Genomic DNA, 26,688 nt, shown 5'->3' on the forward strand with positions numbered 1-26,688 from the left:
ACTTCGTGACCGTCTCCTTACCTGAGGTCCAGCCGGCCGGCCGGCATGCTGCCCTCCCCTCGGGCAGCCTGTTCCGGCGCGTCTACACCCCCCGCGCGTGCGACGCGCTCGCCTACTCCATGGCGACCTATGCCATGCCGCTCGTCGTGCTGGCCACCACCGGCTCGGCGTCCCTGACGGGCCTGGCCTTCGCACTGGAATGGATACCCCGGGTCGCCGCATTCGGTATCGCCGGCACCCTGGTCGACCGCAGCGGCGCGGCGATCGTCTGCTTCATCGCCTCGCTCGCCCGCGCCCTGCTGGTGGCGGGCGCCGCTGCCGTGCTGGTCGTCCTGCCGCCGGGCGCGGCCGAGACCGTCACCGTCATGGCACTGGCCGCAGTGACCGGGGCCCTGACACAGTTCAGCTTCATCGCCAACGAGGCGGTCGGCGCCGTCGTCAGCCGGCAAACCCAAGGGCAGACCCACAAGGTGCAGTCGGTCCTGATCGGCATCGACCAGACGGCCACCCTCATCGGCCCCGCGCTGGGCGGCGTCCTGCTGCTCACCGGCCCGACACGCATGCTCGCGTGCCTGAGCGTGCTGTCCTTCGCCTCCGCCGCACTCGCCCTGCAGACTCCGCCCACTCCCCTGCGCACCGCACGCCGTGGCGGACCGGCACCGGGCGGCGGCCTGCGGGAAGGATGGCAGACCCTGCGCTCCCTGCCGTCCCTGCGCCGGCTCGTGGCCGGACTGGCCTGCTCCAACCTCATGCTCGGGCTGCTGCAATCGGCCAGCCCCATCCTCGTGGAGGACCGCTTCGGCCACTCCCCGGCCGCCGCCGGCGCACTCTGGTCCATCGCCGCGGCCGCCACCCTGGTCGCGGTCGCCTGCTGCCGGGCCAGCCTTGACCGGCTCGGCCTGTGGGGGGTCGGCGTCATCAGCGCAACCATCGCGGCCGCCGCCTGCCTCGCCGTGCCCCAGGCCCCCTCCTACACCGGCTACGTCACCCTCATAGCCCTCTTCATGGCCGCCGACGGAGGACTCACCATCGTCCTGCGCACCCTCCGCTCGCAGGTCATCCCACCCGCGGCCTTCGGCACGACCCTCTCCCTGACCATCCTGCTCCTGCTGCTCCCCTTCCCCCTCGCAGGCATCCTGCTCGCCCTCACCCCGCCGCCCTACCTGAACAGCCTCATCGGAGCATGCGCCCTGCTGCAGGCACTCACCCTGCTCATCACCTTCCTACAACTACGCAACGACCCGATACTCCGAGCCAGAACATTGCCACCCCGCCACGAGGCCTGACCCGCCCATCCAGCCATCGAAACGCCAGCGGCCCGTCCAGGACCACGGCAGCACCGTCATCTGGAGCCAAGCCCAAGCGTCAAGGCCGTCCTCACCCTTCACCTGAAGACCCGCCGGGGTCCGAAGCAGGCCGACCACCTGCGGCGACAGGCCGAGTACGGCGAGAGCGGGACCGGCGCCCTCGGATGACCCCGCCGCCGCTGGTCACTGCCCACGTTCGTGCAGTGACGACAGCCTTCGCTAGGCGCGTGCGGTCAGCTCAGCCGGGCATCGGCGTACACGGTCATCGCATTGCGCTGGTAGACGGCCAGACCGTCGGCGATCTTGTCGAAGTTGGCCCGCATCTGCGGGTCGTCGACATAGGTCTGGCCCACTCCCTTGTACGCAGCCGCGGTCGGGGTCCAGAACCGGCAGATGCCCTGGTAGTTGGCGTCCACCTCGGCCTGTACCGCGGGGTCGGAGACCGGCGTGCCGGCCACCATGAACTCCGCCATACGGATCATCTGCGCCGTCACCTCACGCTGCCAGCGCTCCGTGTCCTCGGCGGTCATCGCCTCGACGGCCTGCCGGGACTGCTCCCACTCCTGTGGCCACCGCTCCCGTACCTCGACCTCGGCCTCGGAGCGGGGCTGGAACCCCTCGAACAGGTTCTCCGGCCTGTTGATCTTCGTCATGTGCCCCTTGTCCTTACCTTCTTCCAGTTCGGCGATGGTGCGGCCGACCGTACGGGCCAGCGTCTCCAGCCGGTCCCGTTCCGCGAGCAGCCGTTGGTGGTGCTTGCGGAGCACGGCCACCTGGTCGAGCTGGCTGTCCAGGACCGCCTGGATCTCGCGCAGCCCCAGGTCCAGCTCCCGCATCAGCAGGATCTGCTGCAACCGCAGCAGATCGGCCTCCTCGTAGTAGCGGTGCCCGTTGCTCCCGATCCATGCGGGCGGCAGCAAGCCGATCTCGTCGTAATGCCGCAGCGTCCGCGATGTCACCTTGGACATCCGCGCCACCTCCGCGATCGACCAGGCCATTGCCGGTGCCTCCCTCGCCGGGCCGGTCTCTCCGGCCACACACATGACCGTAGAAGTTGCCGCAACGGAAAGCGCAAGCCCGAGGCCCCGTCGGACGGGCCCGGCGGAAGTCGTCGCCCAGTCGGCGGTCCGCGAGGTGCTCGGGGAGCGTCAGCCTTCGGGGTGGGTGCTGGCGAAGGTGCGCGAGGGGGGCCCGGCCCGGGGTGTGCTCTGCACACCCCGGACTGCGAGGAGGCGCCGCAGGGCGCACCGGTGCTCGATGTGGAGCACGCCTTGAACGTCGCGGAAAACCCTGGGACGCGGCTGTGCACGCTGTGCGGCTGCGCTCAGGAGCTGACGCCGATGCTGGCCGGGTTCGACCACATCACCGACTCCTGACCTGCCGTGGTTGGGCTCATGGTCGGGGCGGCCGGTGCCGTGGTCGGGCCTGTGGTCAGGGCGTGTTGCCGGAGTAGTAAACGCCTTCGGCGTGCACCAGGTCGCTGAGGTGGAGCCCGCTGTGCGGCGGGGGTGTGCCGCCCAGCATGCTCCTCAGGGGACGGCGCAAGAGGTCGCCGATGATCTTGAGGGGGAGGCCAGTGGCCCAGGTGGCAGCTGCTCCAGTTACCGGCCGTTGGTCCCGGCAAAACGCTGCAGAGGCGGGGCCCGCCACCGGGGGTAATCGGGCCCGCCCCTTTGATGCCGCTGGCGTACCTCCTGCCGGAGTGCAGGTACTGAGGTGACGTTGTGTGCCCGGTGTTCGTGGGGTAACTCGGCTGGATGTGTGACACCCAGGGCTCCCGGTGCGCTGTAAGCATGGGACCAACTCAAGGCGCTCTAGCATCCGAACCCTGACTGGGGGAAGCAGGCACCCGCCAAGCTCACCTTCATGGACCGAAGCAGCACCCCTAGGGACGATGTATGACAAACCAAATCATCAAAGGGTTGTACGTGTTTTGAGTGACAAGGGGCACCTGTGAACGCTGTGGTTGAACTGAGAAGTAGTTGCTAACCTCCTACAGCTGTTCGAATTGTTCAGTTTGCAGTCACATCGGATGTACTCGGCCGAGGCCAGTGCAACGGGGGTTGGGAAGAAGACGTGAGCAGAGCCTCTGCTGTGGATCTTGTGGTTGTCGGACTCGGTTATGTCGGGCTGCCATTGGCCCGTTCCGCGGCGGCTGCGGGGCTGAAGGTGGCCGGACTGGACCGCAACCGGTGGGTGGTCGACGGGCTGAACTCCGGCTCCTCGCACGTCGACGACATCAGCGATGCCCAGATCCTCACCATGCTCGAGCAGGGTTTCGAGGCAGTGGACCGCCCTGAGGTCATCGGCCACGCCGCCGCGGTAGTTGTCTGTGTTCCGACTCCGCTCACCGACCACGGTGCTCCCGACCTGGGCGCGGTGCACGCCGCGGTCGACGACATCGCGACCTATCTGCGCCCGGGCATGCTCGTCGTGTTGGAATCGACAACGTATCCCGGCACCACCGACGAGGTGGTGCGGCCCAAGCTCGAGGCGGGAGGGCTGAAGGCGGGAAAAGACTTCCACCTTGCCTTCTCCCCGGAGCGCATCGACCCGGGCAACGCTGCCTACGGGTTGGAGAACACGCCCAAGGTGGTCGGTGGGATCACCGGCGACTGCACCAAGGCCGCCCGCGCGCTGTACGAACGCTTCGTGACCCGTGTGGTCGAGGCCAAGAGCACGCGCGAGGCGGAGATGGCCAAGCTGTTGGAGAACACCTACCGTCACGTGAACATCGCTCTCGTCAACGAGATGTCGATGTTCTGCCGTGAGATCGGCGTCGACTTGTGGGATGCGATCCGTTGCGCCTCCACCAAGCCGTTCGGCTTCGCACCGTTCTACCCCGGTCCCGGCGTCGGCGGACACTGCATCCCGATCGACCCCAACTACTTGTCGTACAAGGTGCGCTCGCTGGGCATCCCGTTCCGCTTCGTGGAGTTGGCACAGGAGATCAATCAGCGCATGCCTGTGCACGTGGTCAACCGCGCGGCCGATCTGCTCAACGACGAGGGCAAGGCTGTGCGCGGCGCCCGTGTCCTGCTGCTGGGCGTCACCTATAAGCCCGACATCTCCGACCAGCGTGAGAGCCCCGCCCTCACCGTCGCTGAGAACCTGCGTGCCCGCGGCGCCGAGCTGGTCTACTTCGACCCGCGCGTCGATGACTGGACTGTGGGCGGTACGCCGGTCGAGCGGGCGGACGACTATTTGGCCGCCGCCGAGGCCGCGGATCTGACGATCCTGCTCCAGCCGCACCGGGAGATAGACCTGGGCGTGCTGGCCGACCGTGCCCGCAAGCTGTTCGACACCCGGGGCAAGGCCGCCGATCACCCCCGGGTGGTCAAGCTGTGACGACTGACGATACGCACATACCGGGGGCCGTCGACTCCGGTGGGCGTCGAGGGCACCGCAAGCGCCGGCAGCTGAAGGTCTCGTACCTCTTCTTCATCGCCATCGCCGCAGTCATCGCCACCCGGCTCGACTCCGACTCGCTGCACCTGTACTCGTTGGGTGCCATGGGCCTGCTGGCCTTGAAGATGTTCGGTGCGCTGTTCTACCGGCCCGCCAAGGCGGGCCGACAGGAACTGGAGTACCTGGAGCAGTGCTGGGTCACCGCGGTCATTCCGATTTACAACGAGGACCCGGTGATGTTCGAGCAGGGGATGCGCAGTCTCCTGGCGCAGAGCCGGCTCCCGAACGAGATCCACATCATCGACGACTGCAGCGCTGACGACGCTGGCATCCGGATGGCGAAGAAGATGCGCCGCGAGTTCGAGGCGCTGGGGGTGAAGTACACGGTCAGCGTCCAGCCCGAGAACAAGGGCAAGCGCGAGGCGCTGGCCCTGGGCTTCGAGGCGGCCCCGTACTCGGACATCTTCCTGTGCGTGGACTCCGACACCATTCTGTCCCGGGACACCGTGCGTGAACTGCTGCTCCCGCTGGCCGACGAACGGATCATGGCCTCGACCGGCATGGTGCTGGCGCTCAACCACGACAGCAACGTCTTCACGCGCCTCCAGGACTTGCGCTACGGCAACTCCTTCCTGTTCGAGCGGGCCGCCTACTCGCGGCTCAAGTCCGTGCTGTGCTGCTGCGGCGCGCTGTCCGCCTACCGCGGCACGCTGGTGCGCAAGTACCTTCCCGACTTCCTCAACCAGCAGTTTTTGGGCAAGCCGGCCGTCTTCGGCGACGACCGGCGAATGACCAACTACTGCCTGATGGAAGGCCAGGTGGTCTTCCAGGAGACCGCGGTCGGCTATACCGCTGTGCCCGAGAAGCTGCCGCACTTCCTGCGTCAGCAGGTCCGTTGGAACAAGTCGTTCTTCCGCGAGTCCCTGTGGGCTTTCCGGCACCAGAAGAAGTACCGGCCCGCCTTCTGGCTGACCTGTATGGAACTGGGCCTGTGGCTGGTCTTCGGCACCGCGATGTTCTACTCGATGATCATCCTGCCGATCATGAACCCGACGCAGTTCCTGAACCACATCATGGACTACGTCATCTTCATGGTCCTCATGGGCTACCTCCGCAACGTGCGTTACCTGGACTTCCCGCGCCGCGGCATGGGCTTCATCAAGCGGTTCGGCATGTTCCTGCTCGCCCCGCTGTACGGCCTGATCCAGCTGTTCCTGCTGACCCCCTTGCGCTTCTACGCGCTGCTCACCCTGCACAAGGGAAGCTGGGGCACCCGCCAAGGCGGCGTCGAGGTATCCGTGGCCGGAGACCACGAGGCCGACGTGACGGAGATCTTCGAGGAAGAGGACCCGTACTCGGACAAGAAGGTGACCGAGACGCTCCAGCTGATACGCCTCGAAGGCGTGGCTGTGGCCCGCACGCAGCCTCGCGTCGCGACCATCCCAGCCCAGCCGCAGCCGCTGCCCGGCTATGACGTGCAGCAGCACCAGAACGTGCCACAACAGCCCGTGAGCTGGGGAACGCCGGCGCCCGCCCCGGCTGGTCACGGACAGCAGCAGTGGCAGGGCGGCGACCCGTACTATCAGCAGCAGCCGTACCCGCACGGCCACGGCCAAGGCTGGGACGGCCGCCAAAGCGAATACCAGGATCCGAACTGGCCGCAGGGCGGCCAAGGCAGCGGCTGGTAGGCCCGAGCACATACGCGTAAGAGGGGGCGGCCGTGATGGTCGCCCCCTCTTACGCGTATGGACGCCTACTTGTAGTAGGCCATCGCCTCCTCGACCGTGACCACCGGTATGTCCCGGTCGGCGATCGCCTGCATCAGTGTGGTGAGGCCGGCGGTGCCGATCTCCGTGCTGGTTTTCGGGGCGCCGTCGACGACCTTGTGCAGACAGAGGATGAGCCAGTCACCGTTGTTCACACAGCGGTCGAGCTTGCCATTCGCGCCGGTCAGCTGCGACAGCGCCGTACCGCCGATGCCCGCACCATCGTTGATGCCCGTCAGTGCCTTGAGGCGGTACGGCATCGCCGGGGCGAAGGACTCGATCGTCTCGGAGATGATCGACCGGGCCGTGGTGAAGTGCCGGCTTGCGATCAGGTCCACGGGGACGCCGTCCGACGTCTTCTGGAAGGCGCCATGCGGATAGGCGAAGTGCTCGCTGGTGAAGCCGTTGGACACCAGCCACTCGCGCAACTTGCGGAAGTCCTCATCGGCCTGCTCCGCGCTGAGCTTGGGATAACTGGCAGTGTGGACGGCGTTCGCGTACGAGTGCCCGCCCATCTCCCAGCCGGAGAAGTTCTGCATGGAGCGCATTTGGTCGATGGTCAGGAAGCTCCCGGTCCCGATCGCGTCGGCGATGTTGTACACCGTGCCGGGGAAACCGAAGGAGTCCATCACCGGCCGAGCCAGGTCGTGGATGGACTTGTGGGAGTCGTCGAAGGTGATGGAGACGACGCCCTTTGGGAAGACCTCGGCGGTATCCGGTATCAGCTCCACCGCCTGGAGCCGGTAGGTCACCGGGCCGCCCGCGTTGTCGTACACGGCGAACGACATGTCGGTGAAGCCGGTCTTCATGGACGGCTTGCCGACGGCCGAGATCGAGTACGTACCGGCCGCGCTGGTCACGTCCGCCCACTGCAGGTGGACCGTCACCCACTCCCCGGACTGGACGTAGTTCGCCGACGTCTTGGAGTGAGCATGGAAGGTCCAGGAGAAGAAGTTCGCGAGGGAGCCGCTGCCCAGATAGAAGACGAGCTTCGACAGGTTGGTCACGTCGTCGACCCGGAAAACGAGCCTGATCATCTTGCCGGACAGGTTCATCGCGGGCATGCCGGACTTGCGCACGTACGACTGCTTGCCCGTGCCGTTGGTGGTCACCCGCACCGACTGTGTGCCACGAACGAAGTCGGATTTGTCGTTCACCTCGGCGGACGCGGTCCCGGCACCTGCGGCGGACCAGCCGTGGGAGGCCTGGAACTGCTGGGACCAGGTGGCCCGGCGGTTCTTCGGCCTGCGGCCCGACGGGGCGTAGGGCGGGACCGTGGTGAGGCCCCCGATGGCCCCCTCAGCTGCCGGGGCGGCCATGGCTTGGGTCGCCCCGGCCCTGCCCAGCCACGCACCGCCGCCCGCCATCGCCACCCCGCCCACGCTGCCCATGAACAGGGCGGAGCGCCGGCTCACCACTGCTTTATCGCCCGCACCAGCGTGACTGTGGGCACTGGACCGTCTTTTCCTCACTGCACCCCCTGAACAGTGTCGACGTAGTTCATACCGTTGGCGGTGAAGCTCCCAGCCGCGGTCTCGACTTCCTTCGCCGACAGGACTTCGTTCGCGTTGTAGTACAGCCAGTCGACCTTCATGTCCCAGACGCGCTCACCCTTGAACGGCAGATCCACGAACCAGTGGTTGAAGTTCACCGACATGTCCGCGCGCGGGGCGTACTTCCCGCTGCTGACGAAGAGCTTCTTGCCATCAAGCCAGTAGCTGACCACGTCGTCCTTGACCCTGATCATCACTATGTGCCAGTCGGCCAGGCTCTTGTTCGTAGTGGTGTAGACGCGGTCGTTCGTCCTGTGGTCATGCCAACTCACGGTGTCGAGTTTCGGTCCGGGCCGGCCCCAGGCACCGTTGGGCATGTACTCGTTGTCCAGCTCGCTGTATTGCGAGCCCTTGCCGCCGATGGTGTAGAACGTCTGGATGACGTGGTCACCGTCCTTGCCGGACGTCGGCTCGTCGCTGAAGCGGACGCGAGCCGCGTACGTCCCCTCACGGAACTTGCTTGCGGCGGTGCCCAGGCTCGCTTGCTTCGTGCCCGCCTCGGTGCCGTCGGTGCTGGCACGCAACTGCAGCACCTGGCCGCCCTTCAGGGCCTTCTCGTCGCCGGGGAAGGTGACGCCGTCGGCCGACCAGGTGTTCTTGATTCCGGGGCCGCCCTTGCTGGTGCGGACCAGCCAGCCGTGCTTGAAGAGAGCGGGGTCCTGGGCGCCCGTGTAGGCGAAGTTGTCGAACAGCACCCCTTCCGGGACGGCCGGCAACGGACCGGGCGCCGCAGAGGCCTTCGTCTTGTTCTTGGCGTCCGGCTTGGTGCCGTCCGGCTCCTCACCCCACACGAGAACGCCGCGCCGGTACGCGGTGACCTTCTTCGCTTCCTGATAGCTGGTCATCGCGGCGTCGAAGGAGCGGTCGTCGGACTGATCCAACTTCTTGTGGTCGGTGCGGAAGAGCTGGAGATCGATGCCCTTGCTGTTGGCGCCGGGCTCAAGGGTGCCGGCAGCCTCGGTGAACCTGATCTCCAGATAGCGGTCGGCGGTGCCGGTGGGCTTGCCCATCTCCACGACGCGACCGGCAAGATTCGAGCAGCCGAAGGCGGCGTTGACACAGTTGAAGGCGTACGAGGCGCCGTCGTCCGCAGTGAAGTAGTAGCGGAGCGTGACATCGCTCAACGGCAGCTGCTTGTCCGTCTTGTTGAACACCTCCAGCGACGGCTTGGCCGCAGCGGACATGGCTGGCGTGCTGGTCCGGTAACGGACGACGAGCTCCGGCGGGTCCGGGTTCGCCGCTCGCCACACCGGATACAGCGCCGTGGCGCCCACGGCGATCACGGCCACGAAGAGCAGCAGCCTGATCTTGGGCCATACCCGACGTCGGGCTGGGCGGCGACGGGTGGACACCACGGAAACTCCTCAGTACAAAGAGCACGCCCTCGCGGCCGACGGCGGTCGGGAGCGGAAGGGCCTGTGAACAAGTGATCGAAGCATGGAGATCCTAACGGTACGTGTGTGACAAAAGGGGGGTGGTGCGCACGGATCGTTACCAGGCGCCTCCACCCCTTTCAGGCAGAGCGATTACGCCCGGACGCTGCCTGGCTGGGCAGGTTACGAGGTGTGCCGGGCGCCCTAGGCGCCCGGGCGCGGCCCATGCCGAGGAACCGAGGGGCACGGCGAACTCGCGGGATGTTGCACAGTCGAGGGACACACATACCGGCAGATAGGTCTACACCTGCGGGTAGGGTCCTTCGGCATGAGCACAACACCGCCCGACATACGCCGGGTTAGCCTGCGCGCCGCCCTCGGAATCGGGGCAGCCTTCACCGGCGCCGCGTTCGGCGCCGGGTTCACCCTCGCCGCCGACCAGAGCGGCAGCGCGGACCCGGACAACATCGTCGTCGAGCACTCGGTCGGCCCCGCCACAGCACCGGGAACCAGTCCATGACCGGGGACCCGTTGCCCGGCGTATGCACCGGTTATTCCGCGACCAACCATGGGGAATGAGGCCGCCATGCGGGAGGAGGCGCTCTCAACCGCCTGCCAGTTCATCCGTGACAGCCGTGCAAAGGACGCCGAAGCCGCGGTCCAGGCGCTACGGGACGCCGCCCGTGTTCTGGAACGGGGCCGCCGGTGAACACTCCCCGCTGGGTCACCCCGCGCCGCCTCGGCGCCGCCGCCGCGATCTACGGCGTGTTCGTTGCGGGCTGGTACCTGGGTCAGCCCGTCACCCCCGAATGCCACCTCGACCAGGCCGCCCTCGACCGGATCGCCGAGGAGTACGAAACCGCACCATCCCCCACACCCACTCAGACGCCAACGGCGTACCCGTCACCGTACGACTCGATGTCCCCCCTCCCGCTCGACCCGACGCCCGACCCGGCCTACAACCCGCATGGGGGCGCCGACGCCCAGGCGGTCGTCTCCTACGCGGTCGCCTGCACCAACGACACGAGCGAACGCCCCCGCCTTCGAGCGTGGTTCGAGGGTCACTGGCGGTAGAGAGGTGGTGTGGCCTGGTGTGTCCGCCGACGCGGACGGCGGCCTCGTGTCGTGCGACACTCCCCGGATGCCTGCCTGGATAACCCTGCGCCGCCTCGGCGCCGCCACCACTCTGTACGCCGTGTTCCTGGCCGGGTGGTGGCTGGGCCAGCCCGTGCGCTCCGACGGCTGCCTCGAAGACCGGCTCACCGCCGGGGCCGACGGTCGTCCCAGACCGGTAGAACCGGCCGACCCCGCCCGGTACCTCGAGAACCTCAACCTCGACTTCGGTCTCCTCGACTGGGCCGACGACATGGACGGCTACCGCGACGGCGAATACGGCCCCAGCGACTACGGGTACGACCTGCAGGGCGGGTCCGAAACGTACGTCACGTCCGGCGCCGTCTACGCTCCTTGCTCCTACAAGAAGCGCGCCCGCCTGCTCGCGTGGATCAACGGCGACTGGGGCTGACTACACCTGTGCCTGCCTCACGGGCATTCCTGCTCCTCACGTGCGTCGGGCTGTGACCGGACCGGGCACGCGGGTCCGGTCACAGCCCGATTCCGTCGGTGGCGGCGTCCTCGAACATCTCGCCCTCGTCGATGTACTCCCAGAACACTGGCGAGTTGGCGGACCAGCCGCCCTGCTTGGCAGCTTCTCGATCCGCCTGCCTTTCTTCCGGCCGGTGGTGACGAGGCCGCGCCGGCCGGAGTGGCCGGTGATCCGGCGCCCGGTCAGGCCCGCGTACTGGGCGGCGCGGGCCATGGCGCGTCCGACGCCGTCCGGCGAGAGCCGGGTGGCGCCCAAGTGGCCCCACTGGTCGACGGGAAGGAACGTGGGGCCGTCCGGGGCGGCCCCGGCGGCGAGTTTGGCCTCCTGCCAGGCCAGCCAGCAGCGGACCGGGCAGGTGTCGGGGTTCTCGCCGTAGGTGACGGGCACGTCCCGTGCCGGTCGGCCCTTGACCGACGGGACATGCACCTTCAGGCCCTCGTCGACGAGCCGGATGTGCGGGTCATCGAGTTCGCTCATCTCCGCGTTGCGCCCCGCCACGGCGAACTTCAAGGTGTTGAGCGCCCGGTCCCGGAACGACGGCCCGCAGCTGAGGCTTGCCGTCGGCGGGCGCCCGGTCCGCGTTGACCAGGATGCGGGTCATGGCGTACTCGCCGGCGTTCCTGCCTGCGGCCGCAAGCAGCTGCTCGATGAGCGGCTCGTCCTCGGGGGCGCTGGGCCGGCCCGGATAGGGCGTGTCCCGGATGAGCTGTTCGACGTACTGGAGCATCGCGTAGTGCTCGGGGGTCAGGTCCGAGTTCGCGACGACGTACGGCGAGGGGTGGGCGCGGCGCCATGCGGCGCCCTCGGCGTCTGCGCGGGCGAGGCTGCCGTCACGGCGGGAGGCGATGGCCCGTGCCGCCCAGGTCCGGGGGGACTCCCCACGGTGACACGTGATCTTGCGGTCACGCATGTCGGTGAAGTGGTGGCCAGCGAGGGCAGCAGCCACGTGCTCGCGCATCTGGTCGGCCACGGGTCCGTCGGTCCTGGGGGCACTCACCGTCGCAGCGTTCTCGGCCGCACTGTGGGGAAACGCTGAGCAGAGCGAGCGCGGCTTTCGGCTGCTGAACTGGCTGCACAACCGCAGCGAGACCGAGCTCCCGCCCGCAGAGTCGGACCTGTAACACACACGCCCCCTCTGTGTCGTGCCGCGCCTGCGGGAGAGTGGACTCCTCCGGCCTCGGTACTGGCGGGCTCGCGTATTCAACTGTCGCCAGTTCTCCGGGGGGTCCAGCCTGGTGGTGACCGCCAGTACACACCCGAACCCCGGGAGGGCGAACCCGAGGAATGTGTCTATGAGTTGACCCGTCGCCTGGCTCCATGTGCCTGCGGCCGTATCGAGCTGGACGGCGAGGACGTGAGCCGGGCCGGGCTGACGTCCGTTGCGGCATCTTTCGGCCTGCCATACGCCTGGGCGCTCCTCCTGGCGAGTCTGGACTACGCCCACCGCACCGGGACCTGCGCCCAGCAGGGGACGGTGCTGCACGAGCTGATGACCGTACAACTGCCAGCCGACGAGCTAACGCTCGTGGTACTGCACCGGCGGACCCGGACTCGCCCCTGGCGTTTCCCGGCCGCATGCCCGGCCGGACTGTCGGTGCCCGGAGGGCAGCACACCGCCCGTCGGGAGTCCAGGACGCCTACGGCGCCGCAAGCGGTCGGGCAAGCCCGATCCTGGACACCCGACGAACGGCGCGCTGGGCAGAGCCCGCCGCCCAACGAGGGAACCACCCGCTCAGCCCGACCTAACAAGTCATCTCAATTGGGTGCAGTTCCTTTGAAGGGAAAGGTTGAGTAGGCCGCTGTGCGTAAGGCGGGCCAGGGTTACCAGCCCTTGATCATCGAGCTGCCCCCTCGCGTTGCTCAAGCCACTCGAGGTACCAGGTGCGGAAGGTATGACGGTTTCCGTTTGCATCGAGGTACGGCTCGAAGGGCGACTTGACCGCGCAGTCCCGGTCCCGGAGTTCCCCGCGGTGCGTGCCGACGACGATGAGCCAGCCGGTCATCCCGCATCCGTTGTCGCTGATGTGGATCGCACCCCGCCCGCGTTCCAGGTGCCAGACCTCGTCGCCGGCATCGGCGAAGACCTTGCGGTAGTCGTCCAGATAATCGTCGTCTTCGTCACGGGTGGTGGGTTCGTATCCGGCGGCGCGAAGGGTCGCTATCTGCTGGTCGGCCCAATCTTCCGTCTCGACAAACGGCCTACTGGGGTCCAGCAGCCAGGGATGGTCCTCGTCGTTCTCCCAGACCCATCCCCACTTCCCGTCGATTCGGCGCAACGACGTGAGCTCGAGTGCCGGTCCGGGGACGCCGGCTCCGACCTCCGCCAGAAACGTGCGGTACTCGTCGGGGAGCGCGACACCGAACTGTGCTTCGACATCGGCGATCTCGGCGGGAGTCAGGACGGGTTCGAATGTCGGGTATGGAGGCAGGCTGACCAGGCCGAACGTGATCCAGCCCGTCCACACCGCCTCCGTCGGCACATCCATGGCTCCAGCCTCCGCCACAGCAGGCACCGGTGCACCTTCGAGCGGATCCCACGCGTCGCCAGGCAAGGAAGGCGCACGTGAGGGGCACGATGACCTTGTTCGCGAGTTGGGACAGCAAATATTCATCGCTCGCGGGGGTGTCCAAGCCGCGACCTGGGCGTCCCACTGCTTGCGACCGCATCGGTGTGGACGCTCAGCGCATGCACGGCGACAACAGGAAAGGGCCCGGATGGCCGGGCCCTTTCCGTCTCGTAGCGGGGACAGGATTTGAACCTGCGACCTCTGGGTTATGAGCCCAGCGAGCTACCGAGCTGCTCCACCCCGCGTCGTCGGTTCCGCCACTCTACACATACGCATGGATGGAGTTGGGCATCGAGGTCAGCCGCGGATGATGGTCTGCGCTTACAGGGGCAACGTTATGCCGAGTTCCTGCATCGCGGTCGAAGGGGGGCCGCCTTCGGAGCGCTCGGTCTTATAGCCCTTGATGCAGGGTTTGAGGGTGCGGGGGTCGACGGCTTCGGCGGGAGCGCTTTTGGCGTACAGGCCGTCGGGGACGCTGTCGCGGTCGTGGGGCAGGAGCCAGAAGACGCGGCGGCGGAAGGTTCCGGAGGCGCGGGAGGACTTTGCGGCGGAACCGAGGAGGGCGTAGCCGACCATGCGTCCGTCGCGGTGGTAGGCGGGCCGTCCCTTGCGGGTGGGCAGCCGGTCCAGGCTCTGGCGGACGTAGTCGAGCTGGTCGATGTCCTCCAGCCACACGAGCTCGGTCTCGTGGCTGATCTCGTCCGCGCTGATCAGGGAACTCATGCGCTGGTGTCCCTTTCCTCGTCGGTGAGCAGTCCGATGCCCGGGTAGTGCTTACGCTGGTTGGACAGGATCATCTCCTTGGGCGAGGCCAGCCCGACCAGTTCCCGGGTGCGGGCGGCGAAAGCGCGTGAGGAGACGACTGGTGCGCCTTCATTCTGGCACCACGTCTTGTAGGCGGCGTAGAGGGCTGTCTGCTCGGCGCGCAGGTCAGGGGCGAGGTGGCAGCGTTCTTCGTAGAAGCGGCCGGTGTGGTCCTCGGTTTCTGCGTAGGCGGTGGTGGCGATGCGGACGCGTTCGGGGCCGGTGAGGTCGCGGTCGCCGGCGAGGTAGCGGCGGGCTCCGTCGATGAGCCAGCTGAGGATGCCGGGGCCTTCCTCGGTGACGAGGATGTCCGCCAAGTTATCGATCTTGCGGTGGTCGGGGACGACGCGTTCGAAGGGGATCAGGCGCATGCGGCGCCAGAACGCGAAGCCGCCGGTGCCGACCTCGGGACGGTGGTTACCCAGCAGCCAAAGCTTGTGCGTGGGTTCGAAGCTGAAGAAGTCCTGCCGCATGCGGCGGGCCTTGATACGGTCACCGCCCGTCAGGAGCTTGACGCGGGCCTCATCGAACTTGTCGCCGGGCTTGACCTCGGAGCAGACAATGACACGGCGGCCGTGGAGTTCGGCGAGGTCGGTGGGGTGGCCTTCATAGGGGCGGGCCATGAGGAATCCGGGCGGGGCGGCATCTGCGTAGTCTCCGAGGAGTTTCATCAGCACGTCCAGCAGGACGGACTTGCCGTTCTTGCCGGAGCCGAAGAGGAAGGGCAGGACCTGGCCGCCGACGTCGCCGGTGAGAGAGTAGCCGAGCAGCAACTGCAGGTAGGAGATCATCTCCCGGCCTTCGCTGTCGGCTCCGAAGGTGTCGGTCAGGAATGTTTCCCAGCGGGGGGTGGGGGTGGGCTGGGGGCCGACGGTGGTGGAGCGGGAGTGGAAGTCCTTGTTCGGGTCGGGGGTTTTGGTCAGGCCGGTGCGCAGGTCGACGATGCCGTCGGGGGTGCACAGGGCGTAGGGGTCGGCGTCCAGCCGGGCGGCGTTCAAGACCATGCCGGGGGCGGACTTGGCTTGCGTGAGCATGGCGTTGATGCCGGTGGTGGACAGGGCTCGGCGGCGGTGCTGCTGCAGGGCGGTGGTGGTGAAGAGGCCGCGGGCATCGTGGGTGGCGATGTTCTCGGCCAGGTCGCCGGCGGCCCACAGAACGGTGTCGTCTTCGTCGATCTGCCAGCGGGTGGTGTCCCATCGGTACCAGCCGAGGCCGGGCACGTGCCGGTAGTCGTTGGCATACAGCTTGACGAACAGTTTGGCGTTGCCGCGGTCCGAGAGGGTGTCCGGCAACAGCCCGTCCGCGGTCGCCTCACCGGTCACGGCATGCCCGGTGTCGGCCTGCGCCGGGCGCGGCACGACGGCAGCGCCCTGGGCGCGGATCTGGGCGGCGACTGCTTCGGGGTCGAAGTCGAAGAGCGTCTCGGGCCCGGACGATGTCACGAGCGCCTCCCGCTTGCGTACAGGGGCCGCTTGAGGCCTGCGGCAAGGCCGCTGCGGATGATCTGCTCGATGCGGTGCTCCTGTCCGGGGCGGGCCGCGGCCGCAGTTTCCTTCAGGGCTCGTTCGGCCTCGTCCTGTAGCAGGCGGCCGGCGCCGATGAGCCCGCCGAGGGTGTAGGCGGCGCGGTTGAGGGTGTCGGAGAATCCTGCGCCCTCAGCGACCTGGCCGCAGGCCTCCACGGGAGCCAGGACCGTGGCAAGGGTGTGCTGGATGCGGTCGCGGCCGCCGCCTGCGGCGAGGACGGCCTGGCGGGCTCGGGGTGGAACCGGCCTGGGCGCGGGGACGTTGGGGGCGGGCAGGTGGTTGGTGCGCTCGAGTTCCTGGGTGAGCCAGAGTGGGAGCGCGGCGGGCTCGCGGGCGTCGCCGATGGGAGTGTAGGTGCCGTGCTGGGTGGTGGTGCCGGGGGCGATGATGTAGCTGCCGTGGGCGCGGATGTCGACCTGCCAGGCCAGGGCGCGGCCAGGGCTGGAGCCGACGGAGGACTGCCAGCGGCGGCTGTCTCCGGCCCGGTACCAAACGTGTAGCCCGCCGGAAGGGGTGCGGACGCGGAGAGTGGTCGCGTCGTTGGCGGGGCTGGGCTGACCGCGCAGGGCTGCCAGGACGGCGAGGGTGTGGAAGCCGTTGGCGAGGCCGGTGAGGTCGACGTGGTCAGCGATCGGGATGCCCGGCAGGATTCGGTCGCGCGTGGGTGGCTGGACTGGGTGGGCGTCGATGTCGATGACGACCAGGCCGGCCGGGCCGCAGGAGACTGCGATGCCGAACTCGGGGTGTCGTCCCCACCATTGGTGGATGCGGTCTTGGTCGAGGGTGGCGGCGTGGAAGCCGTGGCACCAGCGGCCTGCTGGGAGGCAGGCGCAAGATGAGGCGGGGTGGGGGTTTGTGCGGCAGTCGTTGCAGTTCGCTGCCGGGGTCTTGCGGCCTGGGGCCAGGGGGTGCACTGGCCAACCGCGGCGCGCGCACCAGCGGGCGGTGGCCAGGGACAACTCAGCGACTGAAAACTCGGAGGCGGGCTGCCGTGAGTCGCTGCAAGGAAGCCGCAGCTCAGCAGGCATTTGCATCCCCCATCAGCGACCGAAGCGACTCAACGACGGACACAGACTAGCGAACGTGGCTGATGAGGTCATGGAGCACATACGAAAAGGCCTTGCCGCCGTGTTGACGATGAGACCGGTGGCACGGCTGCCAGCGACCGAACGGGAGGGGCAGCGACCGACCTCTCCTCAGTCGCTGTCTAGCGGTTCAAGTAGAGCCGCAGGCCAGCAGAGTCCTGCACCTGAAATCAGCGACTGAAGCGACTGAAGCTTCCTATATATGACGCAGGCACGCGCACGTGAATGTCTTCATATACCCGAAGTCCAGTAGCTTCAGTCGCTGCGACTCAGCCAAGGGTGCTTTGACCTGCAGTTTTGCCCCCGTTCTCCAGCAGCGACCAAAACGTGGCTGAGTCGCTGGCCTTCAGTCGCTGAGCCAAGCTAAGACAGCGACGGAAGCGACCGAGCACCAGACAAGCCCCGCTCACAGCACCGGATTCTGCTCTTCCATCGTGAGTCGCTTCAGTCGCTACTCCTGTAGCTCTCCAGTCCAGCAGGCCCAGCCAAATTCCGGACTGACTCCTGGCTCAGCGGCCGTCCGGCAGGCCAGCCGGTTGTCAGTCCCCTCCGGTTCACTGTGCGGACTGAACACGGGGCTGAGGCAGGCTCAAGCTGGTACACAGCGATCCACAAGGCCACGTCAAGGCTGCCGCCACCGGATGCTCCAGGCGCTCTGACCGCGCCCCGGGACACTGTCTTCTGCCGAGAGAACATCAAGCATGGGCCCGCCGTCTGTACGCTCCGTGACGATCCGCCACGGATAATGGCCCGTAATCTGCGGCGCCGCTCACACTGAGCTGACTACGCCCGGTCGAGAGTGCTTGAACCGGCCCCGTTATCTGCGGCAACTCTGCTGACGCCGGCCTTCGCTCCGTTGTTCCTCAACTCCCGTATCCACCACGACGAGCACGGCGCGCGTCTCCACTGGACCATGGCCCTGGTGCACCAGGCACGCCGGCACTACCTACTGCGGTGGCCACTTGGGGGCCTCCTTCGGAACCCACTTGGGTGCCTGGCATACGATGCGAAGGGAAACCCCTGGTCACCAAGGAGGTCCGCCGCTGTTCCGCGGCCCGTCGGCTGAATAGCCCCCTTCTCCCCTCCTTTTGAAGGGCTGGGTGTCCGTGGAGGAGGAGATCATCGGGTTCGGCGGCCCTGTGGGGCGTCCCGCCCTGCCCGGGCGGGTCGTCCGGCACCGGGGGCCGGCAGCGGCAGGGGGAAGGGGAGGGACTGATGGCGGGCAAGCGCAAGAAGAATCCGGCGGGGTCGTCGAACCTGCTGCGTGGCGACGTGCTGCGTGTGCTTGGAGTGCTGAAGGTGGCCACGGTCGACCAGATCCAGCGGATCGCGCTGCCGCACCTGACCTACCGGCACACTGAGAAGAAGACGCCGTCCGAGCGGAAGACGGCCCGCACCGCCTCGCATCTGGGGGCGCTCGCCGATCTGCGCAAGCACGGCTTGGCTGAGAACGGCGGCCGCACGCAGGACGGTGACGTCCTGCGGAACCTGACCGCCGAGGGCTTGGAAGCTGCCTCCTACGAACTGGTACGGCCGGTGGGGGAGATGGGCGGCACCGCCCGCGGCGTGGGCAGCAGCGGCGCCTCCCACCCCATGGCCGTGAACGAGACCGTCATCGCGATGCTGCGCCCGAAGCCGGACCTGGCCCTGCTCGCCGATGAGCCGGCCGACGCCCGCGCGGCCGCCCAGGCTGCCGTCGACGCGCCGGACGGGCTCGGCACCATCGCCTCATACGCCACCGACGTCCCGCTGCCGACCGCCGGTGCCTGGAACACACCGGGCCGAGGCAGCGCCCAGGCCGACATTGTGCTCACTGCACCCGAGGCAGGGGTGCCGCTGCTGTTCATCGAGGTCGACAACTGCCACGAGACCGCACAGGAGATCGCCGCGAAGATCGACAAGTACATGCGGTTCTTCCAGCGGAAGGTCAAGGACACCGACGGCACCGAGCGGCCGATATGCCGCACCCGCTGGCCCGCATCCGAAGCTCGGTACGGCGATGTGCCACACCCGCCTGTGCTGCTGGTGTTCAACAGGGTCGGCGCCCGCAGCCCGGACAACACCGTCCGGCAGCTGGCCGAACTCACCCGTCGGCACTGGGAAGGACAACCGACGCGCGGCGACTACCACCTCTACGACCGGAAGATCCCGATCGTGGTGACCGAGCTGCGGATGCTGCGCGAGCACGGTCCTGCCGGGCCGGTGTTCTTGCGCTTCGGCCGCGACCGCATGCAGCCTCTCCTGGAGGCGATCGGCAACCGGCGCAAGCAAGAGGTCGACGTCCGCACCCAGGAAGCTGAGCGGGCCCGTCACGAGGCGTACCAGGCCGAACTGAAGCCCCTGGCCGAGCGCGAGGCCTGCCGTCCCGTCTGCGGCACCTGCGGAGCGAAGTTCACCGGCGAACGGTGGGAGACGACCGCGGCCTACCCCAAGCCGGGGCCCCGCTGGTACCCGACGCTGTGTGGGGAGTGCGAGGACCGGGCGATCGAGGCCGGCCGCCAGACCGATCAGGCCGAGCACGAGCGCCAGGAGCAGGAGGAGGTCCAGGCCGAAATACGCCCACTGCAGGCTCTCGGTCTCTCCGCGACGGCGGAGGCTGCCTACCTCGCGCTCGTGGCACAGGGTCCGCAGACCTTGACCGAGCTCAGCGACCGCCCGACGCTGGTCGGGGCGCCTGTCGAAGGGCTCCCCTACGCGGTCACCGAGCTCAGTGACATCGGTCTGGTGTCACGCACGGACGACAGGCTGACCGCCCAGCCGCCTCGTGCGGTGCTGGAGGCCGTCGCCGAGCGACGCGCGCGCGGAGCCCGGATCGCTCACGACAGTGCGGCGCTCCTGTCACGCTTCTGGCTCGATCACACTTCGGGGTCGAGTTATGTCGAGGTCGTCGACACATCCCACAACCTTGACGCGATGCAGCGACGGGTCCATGACGAGGCCGTGGCGGAGGTGCGTGCGCTGTGGATAGGGCCGGTGGGCGGAGGCGATCGTGAGCCGGAGATCGACACCGACGCGTTGAAGGCCATGGACCGCGGGATCGCCTACCGGGTGGTGTACAGCGCCGACATCCTGCAGGACCCCAAGGCGCTGGAGGTGGCGCACGAGTGCGTCGACCGCGGGGAGCAGGCGAGGGTGTTCCCCGACCTTGCGATGAATCTCGCGCTTTGTGACAACCGCTTCGCCGTGGTGGCCGTCACCGCGCCGGACCGCGCGGGCCACCACAGCATCATCGTCCAACCGTCAGGCCTCCTGGACGCGCTGATCGGCGTCTTCAAGTCGTACTGGCGGATGGCCGTCCCGCTCCCGCTGGCCGGCGAGGCCGTCGAGGGCGGGGCGAGTCCGACGAGCGAGGCCCGGCAGCTCCTGATCTACCTCAGTGCCGGGCTGACCGACGAGTCGATCGCCCGTGAGTTCGGGGTGAGTGAGCGGACCGTCGCCCGGCGCATCGCCCGCCTCCAGGAGATGCTGGGCGCCAAGACCCGGTTCCAGCTCGGTGTCCAGGCCGGCCGCCGCGGCTGGCTCTGAACCATGGCCCTGGTCGGGCCCGTGCGATGGGCGTGCGGGGCGGGCCGGTGCGTGATCCGGCCCGCCCCGCGCGGGTCTTCAGCCGCTCAGGCGATCATCGCCCTGCGGTGGGACCGCGGTCGTCAGCGGGCGTCCGGCTTGACCAGGTCGGGGAGCTTGGCCTCGAACAGCTCGTCGAGCTTGAGCGAGGGCAGGATGTGCCCCTGGTTCGCCGCGTCGTTGGCCACGCTCGCCGCCCAACTGGACGAGGCAAGCCGCTGGTTCGGCGTGCCGTGGTGGCCCCGGCTGGTGAAGCTGCAGTCGCCGACCTGGTAGAACGACTTCTCGGAGTTGAGGAGCCGGGCGGCGTTCAGCGCCTCGCCGCGGGCGTGGGTCAGGTAGTACGTCCCGAACGCGTCGGCCATGAGCTCGGTACGGCGGGTGGCCTCCGGACCGGTCAGGTCGCTCTCGAAGAGGTTCTTCTGGAACTGCACATGGTGGCCGAACTCGTGGGCCGCGATGGCCTTCGGCGCGACATCGCCCAGGCCCACTGCGGTCATGCCCTGCAGGATGCCGTCACCCATGACGATCCGGTCGGAGATGCCGAGGGGCTGCGGATCGCCCTTCTCGCTGTAGGCGAAGGCGTTGAAGGTGAAGATCGGGTTTGCGCCGCCCTGGAGAACTGGTTGCGAGTCGATCAGCTCGATGAACGTCTCGGCCAGGCCGAGCGCCCATTCCCGTGGTGCCTCCTCGATCGGGTTGCCGTACATCACGGAAAGAACGTGGGCGAGCCGCTCGGGGCTGGAGAGGACGTCCGTTCCGTGCATGGGGACCAGCTGGATGCCCGCGGAGTCGATGTCCCAGAAGCGCTTGAGGTTCTTCGTCTCGGCGGTGAGCTTCTGGGTGTACTCGCCGTTGACGCCGAAGGTGTTCGACTTCGACTCCATGCCGGAGATCAGCGCGTCGAAGGCTGCCCAGTCGAAACCACCGTAGAACTGGAGGTTGCCGAGGACACCGGGGTGCACGCCCTTGAGGAGAGAGTTGGCGTACGTCGTGAGCTCGGTCTGCTGGCACTGGTGGTCGCTGGGGTTGATCACGCTGTCGCGGATCTCGCTCCACGGCGACTCGTTCAGGCCGTACTTCGCACGGGTTGCTCTGAGGCGGGACTCCCAGTCAGCGGGCAGCTTGGCCTGGATCGTGTCGACGATGGCTTTGGTCTGCGGGGCCATTCCGGGGGTGTCGATGGACGACTGCAGCGACCGGCTGGTGACGGTCGTTGTCCCGGTCGTGTCGGCGGCGTGCGCGGGAAGCGCCATGCCAAGGGCACAGGTCGTGGCGATGGCCAGGCTCGCCGCCATGGACAGGGTCTTCTTCACGGGGACTCCTTACGAAGGTGCCCGGTAGGGGGAACCGAGGGCGTCGCCAGTCTGTGAGTCCGACTGCCCATCGGTGAACGGGCGGTGATCGTCTGGAACCGGCATGTCTGGAACCGGACAACTCACCAGCCGCTGATCAGGTAGAGCCGGCAAGCGTCCAGCCGGGCGGTGAGGATGGCGCGGCGGCCTGGTGCTTCGGCGTAAGGGCTGCCGCGCCGTCTACCCCCGGCCTGGAGGCCACCGTCTGAACTTTACGGAACAGACTGGCTCCCCAGCCAAGTGCCGTGGGGTGGAGCGGCGCAGCGCCGTTCCGGCACTTTCCGTACGGAGATCGGCCACTTCTAAGCACTTGGTGCGGACGGCCAGTCTGTTCCGTAAAGTTCAATTGATAGTCGGCATCGTCGCGACGGCGTAGTCACGTGGACGCGTGCTCACGGCAGGCATGAGCCCGGCCTGCTCCTACCGTGAACCACAGACGGCCAGGCACCCACGTGCCGCGATGCGGCTGGATCCGTCGTGCTGGACCGTCCAGCGAACTGCGAGACTCGGGCCGTGATCACCCCCCGCCGCCCCTTGGGCACCGGTCCCCAACCCGCCGCCGAGCCGGAGCTGTCGCCCATTGGCGACAGCCGCGAGCGAGGCCGTACGGCTGCGGAACGGGCTGCCGCCGAATCTCCTGCCTCCGGGAATGAGGGTCAGGTGGTGACGCGGTCGCCAGGCCGCCGCCCTCTGGGCACAGGGGCCGACCCGCTCTAGTCCCGGGCCCTCACAAGTTCACTTCCGTCGCTATCGAGGTGGCGGCCTCCGACGCGAGTGCCTTCGCCTGCCAGGGAGACGTACTCGATGGCGATCTGCGACTCGCCGACGCCGCCCATGCCTCCGGCAGGACCGCGGTGGCACCGCTGCTCAGCCAGCGGTGCCAAGGGCGGCGAAAGCGAGCTTGGTGCGGGCGAGGTCGGACATGGGACAGGGTCTCCTGGCGAGTTGGGACGGCCGCCGGGTGACGGCCGGGATCACCATGGAGGAGCCGCGGGTTAGACGCCTCACGGGCTCAAGCCGTCAAGAGGACGGCCGGGATGCCTTTGTAGCTTTGCTGGCTGTTCGATTAGGGGCGCAGGGGGGTCTCAGTGGACGTGGTGCGTGTCATGGAGTCGTTGGCCGAGCAGGGAGTCACGGTCCTGTTCAAGGCCGATGCCGAGCGCATGCGCGAGGGCACGAAGCCATGGACGTTCGTTGCGAGCGGAGGCCCGTTTCAGGAGGACCTCCTGGTGCGCACGGACGCTGTCTCCGCCGATGCGTGCCTGGCCGCATGTTTGCCTCAGCTGCGCAAGTTCGGCCTGGTCATCCCGGAGTAGCGGTCGGGGCCTCCCTGGCTATGCGGCGGTCGCCTCGAGTCCTTCCGACGGGGACGGGAAGGCCAGTGCTTCGTCGTAGTGATGACCGTGCTGCAGGCAGTGATAGAGCTGGCCGACCATGCGGTTGAACAGGTGGCGCAAGGCGGAGGCGTGCCAGTCGCGTCGTCGGCGGTAGTGGACCTTGGTCCCGGGGGAGGCGGTCAGCGCGGCGAATCAGCGGTAGCGGTGGTCGCGCTGCCTGGGAGGTTCCGATGTGACAGCACCCGTCAGGGATGCTGCGGTGTGGGGAAGGCTCTCGGGCTGCTCAGGAGTGGTCAATTGAAATGAGAGATCAGGCGTCGACGGCATGACATCGAAGCGACTACTGGTCAGATCTCGCGGGCTCGCAGGCGGCGCGAGCCGGTGATCGAGCCCGCCACAATGTTCGTCTCCGGCAGGAGCGCGGCCGAGGCGCCCGTGAAGGACAGCTCGCGCATGATGGCGAGGGTCCCGCCCAGGCTGAGCGCGGCACCGGACCCGCGCGCGTGGGGACTGACGCGCGCACGGTGGTCGGAACTGTGCCGCCCGCCTCGCCGGTCACGTCGTCCGGTACATCATGCGGCTCCGAAGACCTGGCCTACGGACGTTCCGTCGGCGTCGTTAAAGATGACGCTCGGCTGCGACGGTGACTGGTTGAGTATCAAGAGCCCCACCAGTGTGGCCAGGGTGAAGACGACGGCGATCAGCAGTGCCAGGACGAGGCGACGGCGACGTTCCCGGCGGAGCCACTCACCGCGTGCGGTGCGGTAGGCGTCGGGAGCTGCGTGGATTTCGCCGGCCAGGGCCTCGAGCGAGTCCCGCAGCTGCTTCTCGGTCCCCTCGAGAGCGCTCTCGTCGGGGTGGCCGTTGTCGTGAGCTGTTCTCATCGCCGGTTCTCCATTGCGTGCGTCAGCGCGGCGATCCCGCGTGCCGTGTGCGTCTTCACCGATCCTGCTGAGATACCCATCGCCCTTGCTATGTCCTTCTCCTTCAATCCGAGCCAGTGCCGCAGCACCAGCGCCTCCCGCTGCCGTGGGGGCAACTCCTGCAGTGCCGCGATCAGAACCCGCTGATCGTCATGGAGCAGGGCCGAGGTCTCGGCGGAGGCGACCCATTCCGTGGACGGAGTATCAGCGTGCTTGCGGACGACCTGGAGATGACGGACACGCATCCGGGTCAGATTGCACACCGTCGAGCGCAAATACGCCTCGGCGGAACCGGAGTCACGCAGTCTGCGCCACCTCCGGAAAATCTCGTAGAAGGCCTCGGCCACGATGTTTTCGGGGTCGTCAGCGCCCAGCAGTGTCGCCAGCCGCAGCATGGACGTGTAGTGCTCTTCGAATAGACGGGCGACAGCGGCCTCACGCTCCGGTTGATCGGCGGCACTCAGGGCCGGTCGGTGGACGGGCTTCTCGGGAACCTGCTGCTCAGGCTGCGAGACGCCCGGCTCGCCGTCAGCGAGAGGTCCCCCCGCCACCTCACCGCCCAGGGTCCCGACGGCCATCGCTGCCTTCCTGTCATGTTGCTGTTGGCTGCGTCTCACGGTTCGCTGCTCCCGTCTCGGGGCATGAGCGTGGCCTGCGGCCTGCCCCCGGGCCACCACCCCCTGGTTGTGCGGATGGGCACGTGGCTTACGAGGTTGAGCGCCACGGATACAAGCGCCGCGCCGGCGAGGTTCAGTACGAGGGCGGCCAGCCCGGCGTAGATCTCCACCGGCCCCCCGGGCGAGCCGAGGACGACGGTGGGGGAGAAGCCGTGTGCCACGACCATGACCGTTCCGGCGGCCATTCCGACAGCCCAGCCCGCAAGAAGCCCCCGGTGGTGCAGGCGTCGGTCGAAGAGCCCGAGGACGACAGCGGGGAAGATCTGCAGGATCCAGACGCCGCCGAGCAGTTGCAGGTTGATGGCGTCCTGGCCCCGCAGCCCGAGTACGAAGGCGACCGCGCCGATCTTCGCTGTCACCGAGACCACCTTGGCGATCCGGACCTGCCGCTTCGGGGTGGCGGTGGGGTGAAAATATTCGACGTACACGTTACGCACGAAGGTGGTGGCGGCGGCGATGGACATCACGGCAGCCGGAACCAGCGCGCCGATGGTGAGTGCGCCGAAGACCAGCCCGGCCAGCGGCGCAGGCATCGTCTGCGCCACCAGCATCGGCACCGCTGCCTCCGCCCCGCCGTCGGGCGTGCGCACCCCGGCGGCCACCGCGGCGACGCCGAGCAGCCCGAATACGGCGAGGAGCGCGACCCAGGCCGACAGCGCGACGGAGACGCGGCGCAGCGTGCCGGGGCCGGCCGCGGCGAAGCCGGCGGTCAGGACGTGGGGGTACATCAACAAGGCCAGCGCCGAGCCCAGAGCGAGAGTTGCGTAAGCGGGCTGCTGCGGCGTGCTGAGGAGCAGGGACGCGCTGTTGCCGGGTCCGGTCCCCGACTCGGCCATCCGGCGTTCGGCGCCCTCGAATATGTGTCCAGGTTCACCGAGTACGGCCAGAACCGCCCAGGCGACGGCGGCAACGGACACGAAGACGGCGACCGCCTTCAGGGCGGAGATCACGGTGGGCGCCCGCAGCCCGTGCCGATACGTCGCCACCGCGAGCCCGGCGTAGAGCGCCACCATCGCCAGATCGCTCCCGGTGGCGTGCGGGAAAAGCCCACCCGCGGTGAGTACGGCACGGATGCCGAGCACCTGCAGCGCCAGGTAGGGCATCGTGGCGAGAATGCCGGTGAGCGCGACGACGAGGGCCAGTGGGGGCGATCCGTAGCGTCCGCGGACAAAGTCGGCGGCGGTGATGTGGCCGCGACGTCTGGCCTCGGTCCACAGGCGGGGCAGCAGGACGAAGGCCAGCGGGCAGACCATGACCGTGTAGGGGACGGCGAAGAAGGCCGGTGCGCCTTTGCCGTACATCAGGCCCGGGACGGCCGTGAATGTGTAAGCGGTGAACATCGTCCCGCCGAGCACCAGCCATGTCCAGCCGCCTTTCAGGCTGCGGTCGGCGAGTGCCCAGCCCTCCAGGGAGGGCAGCCGATCGCTGGGTTGGAAGCGGCGTGCCGAGATGGCAAGGAGAGACGCCCCGGCGACGACGGCAAGGTAGGTCCCGGCGAGAGCGTCTGCGGCCATCGGTCACCGTCCCTGGTGTCCTGACGCGTTCGTGGAAGTTTGCGAGTCCGACACCCAAGGGTTGCGGAGAAGGGCGATCGGGATGACAGGAACCACGGCGGAAAGTCCGCGGATCACGCGGAAATGTGTCGACACATCACCGTGGCGCACGCCATAAGGGGTGAAAGGCGCAAGTTGTGTCAGCCCGTGGTGAGTTGCTGTCTTCGGTGTCGTCGCGCCGGTGCCGACCCGCCGCGAGTACGAGCGGATGCGGAGCACGCATCCGAGGAGCGCCTCCAGCGACGCCAGTCGGGCGCCACGCGTGCGCGCGGTTGCGCACGGAC

22 protein-coding genes and 1 tRNA gene are annotated in these 26,688 nt (G+C 68.0%); 9 read left to right on the forward strand and 14 right to left on the reverse strand.

Annotated features, from left to right (window positions below):
• The first annotated feature begins 5 nt into the window (after positions 1 to 5).
• Entirely contained in the window at positions 6 to 1,286 is a 1,281-nt protein-coding gene (locus ACIQFZ_RS29095; protein WP_402692564.1) for an MFS transporter, read from the forward strand.
• A 254-nt stretch (positions 1,287 to 1,540) separates the two neighbouring features.
• Here the strand turns inward: ACIQFZ_RS29095 and ACIQFZ_RS29100 are convergent, their stop codons facing one another.
• A complete protein-coding gene (locus ACIQFZ_RS29100; protein WP_402692565.1) occupies positions 1,541 to 2,305 on the reverse strand; it encodes a MerR family transcriptional regulator in 765 nt (254 codons plus the stop codon).
• Between ACIQFZ_RS29100 and ACIQFZ_RS29105 the strand changes: the two genes are divergently transcribed.
• From ACIQFZ_RS29105 to ACIQFZ_RS29115, 3 genes are all read left to right on the forward strand, one after another.
• Complete coding sequence (locus ACIQFZ_RS29105; protein ID WP_402692566.1) at positions 2,243 to 2,683, forward strand: DUF6233 domain-containing protein; 441 nt, start codon at positions 2,243 to 2,245, stop codon at positions 2,681 to 2,683. The two genes, ACIQFZ_RS29100 and ACIQFZ_RS29105, sit on opposite strands and share 63 nt — an antisense overlap.
• A 718-nt stretch (positions 2,684 to 3,401) precedes the next feature.
• Positions 3,402 to 4,655, forward strand: coding sequence for a nucleotide sugar dehydrogenase (locus tag ACIQFZ_RS29110; protein WP_402692567.1), 1,254 nt, complete (start codon positions 3,402 to 3,404; stop codon positions 4,653 to 4,655).
• Entirely contained in the window at positions 4,652 to 6,403 is a 1,752-nt protein-coding gene (locus ACIQFZ_RS29115) for a glycosyltransferase (protein ID WP_402692568.1), read from the forward strand. The genes ACIQFZ_RS29110 and ACIQFZ_RS29115 overlap by 4 nt, the downstream gene beginning before the upstream one ends.
• A 65-nt stretch (positions 6,404 to 6,468) precedes the next feature.
• Here the strand turns inward: ACIQFZ_RS29115 and ACIQFZ_RS29120 are convergent, their stop codons facing one another.
• The gene (locus ACIQFZ_RS29120) at positions 6,469 to 7,896 is read right to left on the reverse strand and encodes a polysaccharide deacetylase family protein (protein WP_402692569.1); all 1,428 of its coding nucleotides are present in this window, start codon (positions 7,894 to 7,896) and stop codon (positions 6,469 to 6,471) included.
• A gap of 53 nt (positions 7,897 to 7,949) precedes the next feature.
• Positions 7,950 to 9,389: a cellulose binding domain-containing protein gene (locus tag ACIQFZ_RS29125; protein WP_402692570.1), complete on the reverse strand. Its 1,440-nt coding sequence runs from the start codon at positions 9,387 to 9,389 to the stop codon at positions 7,950 to 7,952.
• A 346-nt stretch (positions 9,390 to 9,735) separates the two neighbouring features.
• Here ACIQFZ_RS29125 and ACIQFZ_RS29130 point away from each other — a divergent pair, with 346 nt between their 5' ends.
• The 3 genes from ACIQFZ_RS29130 to ACIQFZ_RS29140 all read left to right on the forward strand — a co-directional run bounded on the left by ACIQFZ_RS29130 (position 9,736) and on the right by ACIQFZ_RS29140 (position 10,932).
• Positions 9,736 to 9,927 carry a hypothetical protein gene (locus ACIQFZ_RS29130; RefSeq protein ID WP_402692571.1) on the forward strand — a complete coding sequence of 64 codons (192 nt, stop codon included), beginning with the start codon at positions 9,736 to 9,738 and terminating at the stop codon, positions 9,925 to 9,927.
• 185 nt (positions 9,928 to 10,112) lie between these two features.
• Entirely contained in the window at positions 10,113 to 10,481 is a 369-nt protein-coding gene (locus ACIQFZ_RS29135) for a hypothetical protein (RefSeq protein WP_402692572.1), read from the forward strand.
• Between the two features lie 67 nt (positions 10,482 to 10,548).
• The gene (locus ACIQFZ_RS29140; RefSeq protein WP_402692573.1) at positions 10,549 to 10,932 is read left to right on the forward strand and encodes a hypothetical protein; all 384 of its coding nucleotides are present in this window, start codon (positions 10,549 to 10,551) and stop codon (positions 10,930 to 10,932) included.
• A gap of 36 nt (positions 10,933 to 10,968) precedes the next feature.
• Here the strand turns inward: ACIQFZ_RS29140 and ACIQFZ_RS29145 are convergent, their stop codons facing one another.
• The 7 genes from ACIQFZ_RS29145 to ACIQFZ_RS29175 form a co-directional block, all read right to left on the reverse strand.
• Positions 10,969 to 11,490 (reverse strand): hypothetical protein, encoded by a 522-nt coding sequence (locus ACIQFZ_RS29145; protein WP_402692574.1) that lies wholly within the window; start codon positions 11,488 to 11,490, stop codon positions 10,969 to 10,971.
• Entirely contained in the window at positions 11,474 to 12,010 is a 537-nt protein-coding gene (locus tag ACIQFZ_RS29150; protein WP_402692575.1) for a hypothetical protein, read from the reverse strand. Before ACIQFZ_RS29150 ends, ACIQFZ_RS29145 begins: the two co-directional genes overlap by 17 nt.
• Positions 12,011 to 12,848: 838 nt before the next feature.
• Positions 12,849 to 13,499, reverse strand: a complete 651-nt coding sequence (locus tag ACIQFZ_RS29155; RefSeq protein ID WP_402692576.1) for an SMI1/KNR4 family protein — start codon at positions 13,497 to 13,499, stop codon at positions 12,849 to 12,851.
• A gap of 252 nt (positions 13,500 to 13,751) precedes the next feature.
• Positions 13,752 to 13,825: transfer RNA gene (locus tag ACIQFZ_RS29160), tRNA-Met, on the reverse strand.
• A gap of 76 nt (positions 13,826 to 13,901) precedes the next feature.
• Complete coding sequence (locus ACIQFZ_RS29165) at positions 13,902 to 14,303, reverse strand: DUF6009 family protein (RefSeq protein ID WP_365434435.1); 402 nt, start codon at positions 14,301 to 14,303, stop codon at positions 13,902 to 13,904.
• Positions 14,300 to 15,826 (reverse strand): phage/plasmid primase, P4 family, encoded by a 1,527-nt coding sequence (locus tag ACIQFZ_RS29170; protein ID WP_402692577.1) that lies wholly within the window; start codon positions 15,824 to 15,826, stop codon positions 14,300 to 14,302. The genes ACIQFZ_RS29165 and ACIQFZ_RS29170 overlap by 4 nt, the downstream gene beginning before the upstream one ends.
• The gene (locus ACIQFZ_RS29175) at positions 15,823 to 16,824 is read right to left on the reverse strand and encodes a bifunctional DNA primase/polymerase (protein ID WP_402692598.1); all 1,002 of its coding nucleotides are present in this window, start codon (positions 16,822 to 16,824) and stop codon (positions 15,823 to 15,825) included. The genes ACIQFZ_RS29170 and ACIQFZ_RS29175 overlap by 4 nt, the downstream gene beginning before the upstream one ends.
• A 1,386-nt stretch (positions 16,825 to 18,210) precedes the next feature.
• Here ACIQFZ_RS29175 and ACIQFZ_RS29180 point away from each other — a divergent pair.
• Positions 18,211 to 20,520, forward strand: a complete 2,310-nt coding sequence (locus ACIQFZ_RS29180; protein WP_402692578.1) for a replication-relaxation family protein — start codon at positions 18,211 to 18,213, stop codon at positions 20,518 to 20,520.
• A 122-nt stretch (positions 20,521 to 20,642) separates the two neighbouring features.
• Here ACIQFZ_RS29180 and ACIQFZ_RS29185 read toward each other — a convergent pair whose 3' ends face one another.
• Complete coding sequence (locus ACIQFZ_RS29185; protein WP_402692579.1) at positions 20,643 to 21,875, reverse strand: hypothetical protein; 1,233 nt, start codon at positions 21,873 to 21,875, stop codon at positions 20,643 to 20,645.
• 1,145 nt (positions 21,876 to 23,020) lie between these two features.
• Between ACIQFZ_RS29185 and ACIQFZ_RS29190 the strand changes: the two genes are divergently transcribed.
• Positions 23,021 to 23,230 (forward strand): hypothetical protein, encoded by a 210-nt coding sequence (locus tag ACIQFZ_RS29190; protein ID WP_402692580.1) that lies wholly within the window; start codon positions 23,021 to 23,023, stop codon positions 23,228 to 23,230.
• A gap of 593 nt (positions 23,231 to 23,823) precedes the next feature.
• On the opposite strand, the gene ACIQFZ_RS29195 is transcribed toward ACIQFZ_RS29190, so the two are convergent.
• Genes ACIQFZ_RS29195 through ACIQFZ_RS29205 form a run of 3 tightly spaced genes read right to left on the reverse strand, consistent with a single transcriptional unit; the run spans position 23,824 to position 26,365 of the window.
• Entirely contained in the window at positions 23,824 to 24,135 is a 312-nt protein-coding gene (locus ACIQFZ_RS29195) for a hypothetical protein (protein ID WP_402692581.1), read from the reverse strand.
• Positions 24,132 to 24,752: a SigE family RNA polymerase sigma factor gene (locus ACIQFZ_RS29200; protein ID WP_402692582.1), complete on the reverse strand. Its 621-nt coding sequence runs from the start codon at positions 24,750 to 24,752 to the stop codon at positions 24,132 to 24,134. Before ACIQFZ_RS29200 ends, ACIQFZ_RS29195 begins: the two co-directional genes overlap by 4 nt.
• A 35-nt stretch (positions 24,753 to 24,787) precedes the next feature.
• Entirely contained in the window at positions 24,788 to 26,365 is a 1,578-nt protein-coding gene (locus ACIQFZ_RS29205; protein WP_402692583.1) for a sodium:solute symporter, read from the reverse strand.
• Positions 26,366 to 26,688 lie beyond the last annotated feature (323 nt).

Source organism: Streptomyces sp. NPDC093064, assembly GCF_044754605.1.
Classification (GTDB): Bacteria; Actinomycetota; Actinomycetes; order Streptomycetales; family Streptomycetaceae; genus Streptomyces.

Excerpts from the sequence above, each read along its gene's own strand:
- ACIQFZ_RS29105 (WP_402692566.1), top strand. The coding sequence starts at position 2,243 with ATGCCGCAGCGTCCGCGATGTCACCTTGGACATCCGCGCCACCTCCGC.
- ACIQFZ_RS29100 (WP_402692565.1), bottom strand. The coding sequence starts at position 2,305 with ATGGCCTGGTCGATCGCGGAGGTGGCGCGGATGTCCAAGGTGACATCG.
- ACIQFZ_RS29130 (WP_402692571.1), top strand. The coding sequence starts at position 9,736 with ATGAGCACAACACCGCCCGACATACGCCGGGTTAGCCTGCGCGCCGCC.
- ACIQFZ_RS29140 (WP_402692573.1), top strand. The coding sequence starts at position 10,549 with ATGCCTGCCTGGATAACCCTGCGCCGCCTCGGCGCCGCCACCACTCTG.
- ACIQFZ_RS29145 (WP_402692574.1), bottom strand. The coding sequence starts at position 11,490 with ATGAGCGAACTCGATGACCCGCACATCCGGCTCGTCGACGAGGGCCTG.
- ACIQFZ_RS29155 (WP_402692576.1), bottom strand. The coding sequence starts at position 13,499 with ATGGATGTGCCGACGGAGGCGGTGTGGACGGGCTGGATCACGTTCGGC.
- ACIQFZ_RS29165 (WP_365434435.1), bottom strand. The coding sequence starts at position 14,303 with ATGAGTTCCCTGATCAGCGCGGACGAGATCAGCCACGAGACCGAGCTC.
- ACIQFZ_RS29180 (WP_402692578.1), top strand. The coding sequence starts at position 18,211 with ATGGCGGGCAAGCGCAAGAAGAATCCGGCGGGGTCGTCGAACCTGCTG.
- ACIQFZ_RS29190 (WP_402692580.1), top strand. The coding sequence starts at position 23,021 with ATGGAGTCGTTGGCCGAGCAGGGAGTCACGGTCCTGTTCAAGGCCGAT.
- ACIQFZ_RS29195 (WP_402692581.1), bottom strand. The coding sequence starts at position 24,135 with ATGAGAACAGCTCACGACAACGGCCACCCCGACGAGAGCGCTCTCGAG.
- ACIQFZ_RS29200 (WP_402692582.1), bottom strand. The coding sequence starts at position 24,752 with ATGGCCGTCGGGACCCTGGGCGGTGAGGTGGCGGGGGGACCTCTCGCT.
- ACIQFZ_RS29205 (WP_402692583.1), bottom strand. The coding sequence starts at position 26,365 with ATGGCCGCAGACGCTCTCGCCGGGACCTACCTTGCCGTCGTCGCCGGG.